Origin of the sequence: Falsiroseomonas bella, assembly GCF_003173615.1 — a bacterium.
GTDB classification, from domain to species: Bacteria; Pseudomonadota; Alphaproteobacteria; order Acetobacterales; family Acetobacteraceae; genus Falsiroseomonas; species Falsiroseomonas bella.
Genome location: NZ_QGNA01000008.1, coordinates 181,805 through 188,806 on the forward strand (window position 1 = coordinate 181,805; position 7,002 = coordinate 188,806).

Below are 7,002 nucleotides of genomic sequence, written 5' to 3' on the forward strand. Positions count from 1 at the left end.
AAGGCGCGATCAGGCCGTGCGGTAGTCCTGCTCCAGCCCCGCGACGATCTCCTCCCACAGGAAGCGCGCGGACCAGGCCTTGCCGGCGGTCCCCATTGCCGCGCGCTCGGCCGGGGACTCGCCCAGCCGCCGCATCGCGGCGGTGAGCGCATCCACGTCGTTCAGCGGGATCAGCAGGCCGGTGCCCTCCGGCACCACCTCGGGCACGCCGCCGATGGCGGTGCCGATCGCCGGCACGCCGTAGCGCATCGCCTCGATGAAGGGCATCCCGAAGCCCTCGTAGCGCGAGGGCATGACGAAGACGTCCGCCTCGGCATAGGCGGCTTCGAGCGATCCCTCGTCCACCAGGCCGAGCACGCGCACCGCATCGCCGAACTCCGCCGCGAGCGAGGCGCGCGTGGCATCGGAGATGCGGCCGATCACATCCAGCCGCCAGCCCGGCCGGCGCAGCCGTGCGAAGGCGGTGCGCAGCAGGTCGAAGCCCTTGCGGTGCTCGTCCACCCGCCCGACGAAGAGGAACACCGCCTCCTCCGGCGGCCGCACGGGGCGCGGCAGGTCGCGCGGCGGGTCCACGCCGTTCGGCAGCACCGCAAGCCGGTCCGGCCGCGCCTTCGGATACTCGGCCAGGAAGGGCGCGTGATCCACGCGCGTGAGATGGAAGATGCGGCGCGCGATGCCGATCGGCAGTGCGTTCAGCCCGTGCAGCAGGCGGTATTGGCCTTCCTGCCCAGGCTGCATGTCCGGGTGGTAGTGCGGCGAGTAGAAGAAGCGACGGCGCCGCGTCCAGGCGTACCAGGCGGCGCCGAAGGCCCAGGCGGGGGCGGCGATCTGGTGGGCGTGCAGCACATCCGGCCCGATCCGGCGCAGCGTGGCCACCAGCCCCTGGATCACCAGCCCGCCATTGTTGAGATAGGCGAAGCGCCAGTTCGGCTTGGCCACGCGGACCGGCAGGCGGTGGATGGTGAAGCCTTCCATCTCCTCCCGCGCCGGGACGCGCTCGAACCGGCCGGTCGGGTAGCGCAGGAACGAGGTGACGACATGCACCTCGTGGCCGCGCCGGACGAGGTGGCGGGCGTGGTTCAGCATCACCTTCTCCACCCCGTCGAGCTGGGGGAAGAAGAACGGGCCGACGATCGCGATCCTCACCGTCGTTGCGCTCCGCGCGGCTCCGGCCCGTTTTTCCAGACCCGACAACTTTGCGCAATGTACACCTGGGCTTGTGGCCCCTTGCGGTTGCATCGGGGGGCGGTGTCCCGTATCGCCTGGGCGCATACCGTGCCACGCAGAACCGGAGAGACCGCTTGACGACTTCCGCGATGCGACCCGTCCGCGCGATCGTCCGCCGCGCGATCGAGGCCGCGGGCCTGGTGACCCTGCCAGCCCGGGAATGGCAACGGCTGCGCGAGGCCATGACGCTGCGCAACGTCCATCGCAAGGACGTCGTCGAGATCGAGGAACTCTATCGCAGTTTCGTCTTCCCGGACCTGCCGCGCGATCCCGCGCGCGCCGAGATCCTGCACAACCTGCACGGCACGACGGTCGGCGAGGGCGTCCACATCGTGCACTACCTGCACCGGGCGCTGCGGGTCGGAGGCGACGTGTGCGAGTTCGGCTGCAACGAGGGCGCGACCTCCCGGCTGCTGGCGCATGAGATCCTGCCGCATGCCGGCCGCCGGCTCTGGCTGTTCGACAGCTTCGAGGGGCTGCCGGCGCCGGGCGAGAAGGACCGGCTGATCGACGACATCGCCGGCACCGGCAGCATGGCCGCCTACCAGGGCGACATGCGCGCGCATGAGGAGCAGGTGCGCGACAAGTTGGCGCTGGTGCCCTTCCCGCCCGATCGCACGCGCATCATCAAGGGATGGATCGACAAGACGCTCGCGACCGCCGACGTGCCCGGGACCGTCGCCTTCGCCTACGTGGATTTCGACTTCTACGACCCGATCCGCCTGGCGCTCGAATTCCTCGACCGCACCATGCCGGCCGGCGGCTTCGCGGTGGTGGACGATTACGGCTTCTTCTCGGAAGGCGCGCAGCTTGCGGTGGACGAGTTCGTCGCCGCGCGCGCGGCGCGCTGGCGGATGCTGATGCCGCATCCCGCCGCCGGCAAGTTCTGCATCCTGGAGCGCATCGCCGAGTCCTGACCGCGCCGCGCCCATCATATCCGCGCGCTGCGCTGCAACCGCGTGCGTGACGCGCGGTTAGCGCTGCTCGAAAGCCGGGATGCCGGGCCGCCGCAACGGCTGGCCGGCGGCCGGGCTGCTGGGGGTCGAGCATGGCGGGATTGCGTATCGTCTTTGCGAACCGCGGGCTGGAGTTCGACGGCGACACGCCACGCAAGCGCCCGCTCGGCGGCGTCGAGAGCGCGACCGCGGCGCTGGCGGAGGCCCTGGCGCGGCGCGGGCACGAGGTCAGCGTCCACAACGATCGGACGGAGACGGTGCAGCTGCGCGGCGTGACCTGGGCGCCGCTGCGGCGCGGCCTGCCGGGGCGCGCCGACCTCTTCATCGCCAATCGCGACCACGAATTGCTGCTGAAGATGCCGCTGGCCAGCCACCGCGTGCTGTGGCTGCACAACCCGGCCAGCAAGGCGGACAGCCTGCCCTTCCGGCTGAAGATGGGGGTGCTGCCGCCGACCGTGGTGGTGCTCGGCGCCTATCACCGCGCGACGGTGCCGCGCTGGATGGCGCGGCATCGCGTGGTGGAGATCCCGCTTGCCGTCTCCGACGAGTTCCGCCGGCGACGCGCCCCCGCGAGCCCGCCCCCTCCCCGCGCGGTCTTCACCTCCAATCCGGCGCGCAACCTCGACCGGCTGCTGCGGCTCTGGACGGAGCGCATCCAGCCGCGCGTGCCGGGCGCGCAGCTCGAGCTCTACAGCGGGCCGGAGGTCTACCAGCTGACCCGCGGCTCCGGCTTCACGCTGATGAACGGCGTGCTCGCGACGGCGGAGGCGCTGGCCGACAGGGGCGTGGTGCGGCGCCGGCCGCTGCCGCGCCCGAGGCTGGCGCGCCGGTTGCGCAGGACGCGGGTGATGCTCTACCCGAGCCACTGGGAGGAGACTTTCTGCCTGTCGCTGGCGGAGGCGCAGGCGCTCGGCATTCCCTGCGTCGTGCAGCCGATCGGCAGCGCGCCGGAGCGCGTGCGCGACGGCGTCACCGGCGTCGTGGCGCCGGATGAGGACAGCTATGTCGAGCATGCGGTGCGGCTGCTGACGGACGATGCCTGTTGGCGGGAGATGCATGCGGCGGCGCTGGCGCTGCAGCGTGGCCGCGGCTGGGACGAGGTCGCGGCCGAGTTCGAGGCGCTGGCCTCCTGACCGGCCGCGCGGGTCTCCTGTCAGCGAGCCTTTCCGGTGATCCGATGGCGGCCCGCGCATTGCGCGCGCCGAGCGGCCGAACGGCCGCCGCCGCCAGTGCGGCGAAGCCAAGCGCTCGCCGGCATCAGCCCAGGCGCTGCTCCACCGCCGCGCAGAAGCAGTGGTACATCACCAGGTGGACCTGCTGGATCGCCGGGGTGAAGCGCGAGGGCACGGCCAGCAGCACGTCGCAGAGCGCGGCCATGCGCCCGCCGCCCTCGCCGGTCATGCCGATCGTCGCCATGCCGCGCGCCCGCGCCGCCTCCATCGCCAGCACCACGTTGCGCGAATTGCCGGAGGTGGAGAGGCCGAGCAGCACGCCGCCGGGCTCGCCATAGGCCTCCACCTGGCGGGCGAAGACGGTGTCGTAGGCGTAGTCGTTGCTCCAGGCGGTCAGGACGGCGGGGTTGGAGGCCAGGCAGATCGCCTTGATGGCGCGGCGCTCCTTCAGGAAGCGGGCGACGAGCTCGCCGACGATGTGCTGCGAATCGGCCGCCGAGCCGCCATTGCCGCAGACCAGCAGCGACCGGCCCGCCGCCAGCGCTGCCGTCGTCGTCGCGACGGCCCGCTCCATGGCCGCATCCAGGCCGGCGGCGCGCGTCGCGGCGAGCAGCTCGCCGGCCTCGCGCAGCCAGCGGTCGAGATCGGCCTCGGCCATCGGAGTTCCCTGCGGCATCACGCGGCAGCGATGGACGAAAGCGGCGCGGGAGTCTAGGCGCGCGGCATGCCGTTCCAGGGCGTCCTGACCAGCCTGCTGCTGCCACCGCTGCTGCTGGTCCTGTTCATCGTCGCCGCCGGCCTGCTGGCGTGGCGCGGCCGCCGCGCGGCTGGCGCGCTGGCCGCGGCCGCGGCGCTCGGGCTCCTGCTGCTGGCCACGCCCTTCGCCGCCGGCACGCTGACCCATGCGCTGGAACGCCAGGCCGCGCTGGCGGCGCCAGCCGGCGCGCCGCCGCCGGCGGCGATCATCGTGCTGGGCGGCGAGATGGCCTCCGGCGCCGGCGCGCCCGAGGTCGGGCCGCTGACGCTGGAAAGGCTGCGGGCCGGCGCCGCGCTGCACCGGCGCACGGGGCTGCCCCTGCTGGTGACCGCGGGCCCCGTCGCGCCCGGCGGTCCGCCGCTCGCCGAGCTGATGGCGCGAAGCCTTGCCGAGGATTTCGGCGTGGAGGTCCGCTGGGTCGAGAACCGGGCGCGCGACACCCGGGACAATGCCGTGCTGTCGGCGGAGATGCTGCGCGCCGAGGGGATCGGGGCCGCCTACGTGGTGAGCCATGCCTGGCACCTGGCGCGGGCGGAAGCGGCCTTCGCGCGGCTCGGCTTCCCGGTGACCGGCTACCCCGTCCGGCGGGAGCGGATGCCCAGCGGGATCGCGAGCGACTGGCTGCCGCGCCCCGATCATCTCGCCCGGTCCTGGTTCGCGCTGCGGGAATGGGCGGGGATCCTGGTGTATTGGCTCCGCGATGGTTGACGCGCGCGGAACAACCACATCCTGCGGTTGACGAATACAATGTACTGATCACCAGTATGTGACCGCGGCTTCCGATCAGGAATGCGGGAGCAGCGCGGTCGTTCGCGAACCAGCCCTGTCGTACCCATTCCGGGCGCGGCACAGCCGGAGGATCAGTCTTGGCCACTCTCACCGTCGGAACCGGGCAGCAATACGCCACCATCGCCGCCGCCGTCGCCGCATCGAAGGACGGCGACGTGCTTGCGGTGCAGGCGGGCACCTACACCAACGACTTCGCCACCATCACCACGGACATCACCATCAAGGCGGTCGGCGGCATCGCGAAGCTCGTCGCCACCGTCGCCCCGCCCAACGGCAAGGCGATCCTGATCACCCGGTCCGACGTGACGATCCAGGGGCTGGAATTCACCGGCGCGAAGGTGCCGGACGGCAACGGCGCCGGCATCCGCTTCGAGGGCGGCAACCTGACCATCCTCGACAGCCACTTCCACCACAACCAGGACGGCCTGCTCAGCGGCTCCTACCCGGACGGGACGATCACCATCCGCCGCTCGGAGTTCGGCCACAACGGCACCGGCGATGGCAAGACCCACGGGCTCTACGTGGGCAAGATCAAGAGCCTGGTGATCGAGGACAGCTACTTCCACGACACGCGGGTCGGCCACGAGATCAAGAGCCGCGCGATCGAGACCGTGATCCGCAACAGCCGCATCCAGGACGAGGACGGCACGACCAGCTACAGCATCGACCTGCCCAATGGCGGCAAGGCGCTGCTGGAGAACAACGTCATCCAGCAGGGCGCGAAGTCGCAGAACCCGGCGATCGTGCATTTCGGCGGCGAGGGCACGCCCTATGCCGGGTCGAGCCTGGTGATGACCGACAACGTGGTGATCAACAACCTGAGCTCGGTCAGCGCGAAGCTGCTGCTGAACCAGACGACCTATGGCGCGACGATCAGCGGCACGGATGTCTTCGGCCTGGCCGCGAACCAGATCTCCAGCACCACCGCGGCGGTGAGCGGCACGACCTTCCTGTCCGTCGCGCCCGCCCTCGACACCACCTCGCCCTGGTCGGGCTTCGTGACCGGGACGGGCGGCACCGGCGGGGGCGAGACGGGCGGCGGCACCACCGGCGGGGGCACAACCGGCGGCGGATCCTCGGGCGGCGCCTATCTCGGCACGGCCGCCAACGACGTGCTGACGCTCGACGCCCCGGTGACGGGGGCGACGGTGGACCTGCTCGGCGGGAGCGACCGCCTCGTGCTCTCCTCCGCCGGGCCCAACAGCCTCAGCGTCGCCAATGTCGAGCGCATCAGCGGCGGCGCCGCCGCGGACTCGGTCACGCTGACCACGGCGGCGCAGGGTGCCGTGGTGGATCTCGGGGGCGGCGCGGATCGGTTGCAGCTCGCCACCGGCGTGGCGAACTCCGTGATCGTCGGCAATGTCGAGACCATCCTCGGCGGGTCGGCGACGGACGCCGTGACCTTCGCGACGGCGGTCACCGGCGCGACGCTCGATCTCGGCGGCGGCACGGACCGCGTGAAGCTCTCCTCCCTCGGCGCCAACAGCGTGAGCGTGGCGCGGGTGGAGAGCGTGACGGGCGGCACCCAGGCAGACCGGATCACGCTCACTGCGGGCACGGCGACGCTCGACGGCCTGGCGGGGAACGACACGCTGATCGGCAATGCCGGGGCGGACCGGCTGATCGGCGGCACGGGCGTGGACCTGATGACCGGCGGCGGCGGCGCCGACCGCTTCGTCTTCAAGGCCGGCGACAGCGCCGTGGCCACGCCGGACCGCATCACCGACTTCCAGGCCGGGGTGGACGACCTGCTGTTCCTCGGCATGCTGCGCGGCGCCTTCGAATGGCGCGGCGGCGCGGCCTTCAGCGCGGAAGGCCATTCCGAGGCACGGATGGCGACCGGCACGACGCTGCTGCTGGTGGATGCCGACGGCAACGGCACCGCGGACCTGGCGGTGAACCTCGCGGGCGGCAACCTGACCGGCTTCGGCGCCGGCGACTTCATCTGGACCTGATGCCGCGGGCCGCCTCGCCCTAGGTCCTGGACTCAAACCTGGTCCATAGCCTGATGGCGGCGATGGCGACGGCGCTGAGGTAATTTCGAGCGAGCTTGTCGAAGCGCGTGGCGATGCGGCGGAAGTGCTTCAGCCGGTTGAAGCAT

6 protein-coding genes are annotated in these 7,002 nt (G+C 71.9%); 4 read left to right on the forward strand and 2 right to left on the reverse strand.

Annotated features, from left to right (window positions below):
- Positions 1-9: 9 nt before the first annotated feature.
- Positions 10-1,146, reverse strand: coding sequence for a glycosyltransferase family 4 protein (locus tag DFH01_RS26880; RefSeq protein ID WP_158287926.1), 1,137 nt, complete (start codon positions 1,144-1,146; stop codon positions 10-12).
- Between the two features lie 170 nt (positions 1,147-1,316).
- On the opposite strand from DFH01_RS26880, the gene DFH01_RS26885 reads away from it, so the two are divergent.
- Positions 1,317-2,144, forward strand: coding sequence for a TylF/MycF/NovP-related O-methyltransferase (locus DFH01_RS26885; protein WP_109873619.1), 828 nt, complete (start codon positions 1,317-1,319; stop codon positions 2,142-2,144).
- A gap of 131 nt (positions 2,145-2,275) precedes the next feature.
- Positions 2,276-3,316, forward strand: a complete 1,041-nt coding sequence (locus DFH01_RS26890) for a glycosyltransferase (protein ID WP_109873620.1) — start codon at positions 2,276-2,278, stop codon at positions 3,314-3,316.
- A 124-nt stretch (positions 3,317-3,440) separates the two neighbouring features.
- Here the strand turns inward: DFH01_RS26890 and DFH01_RS26895 are convergent, their stop codons facing one another.
- Positions 3,441-4,013, reverse strand: a complete 573-nt coding sequence (locus DFH01_RS26895) for a D-sedoheptulose-7-phosphate isomerase (protein ID WP_109873621.1) — start codon at positions 4,011-4,013, stop codon at positions 3,441-3,443.
- A gap of 66 nt (positions 4,014-4,079) precedes the next feature.
- On the opposite strand from DFH01_RS26895, the gene DFH01_RS26900 reads away from it, so the two are divergent.
- Positions 4,080-4,820, forward strand: a complete 741-nt coding sequence (locus DFH01_RS26900) for a YdcF family protein (RefSeq protein ID WP_109873622.1) — start codon at positions 4,080-4,082, stop codon at positions 4,818-4,820.
- 158 nt (positions 4,821-4,978) lie between these two features.
- Positions 4,979-6,856 (forward strand): calcium-binding protein, encoded by a 1,878-nt coding sequence (locus DFH01_RS26905; protein ID WP_109873623.1) that lies wholly within the window; start codon positions 4,979-4,981, stop codon positions 6,854-6,856.
- Positions 6,857-7,002 lie beyond the last annotated feature (146 nt).

Bases quoted from the DNA above. Each gene is read 5' to 3' on its own strand.
- DFH01_RS26885 (WP_109873619.1), top strand. From the start codon at position 1,317: ATGCGACCCGTCCGCGCGATCGTCCGCCGCGCGATCGAGGCCGCGGGC.
- DFH01_RS26890 (WP_109873620.1), top strand. From the start codon at position 2,276: ATGGCGGGATTGCGTATCGTCTTTGCGAACCGCGGGCTGGAGTTCGAC.
- DFH01_RS26895 (WP_109873621.1), bottom strand. From the start codon at position 4,013: ATGGCCGAGGCCGATCTCGACCGCTGGCTGCGCGAGGCCGGCGAGCTG.
- DFH01_RS26900 (WP_109873622.1), top strand. From the start codon at position 4,080: ATGCCGTTCCAGGGCGTCCTGACCAGCCTGCTGCTGCCACCGCTGCTG.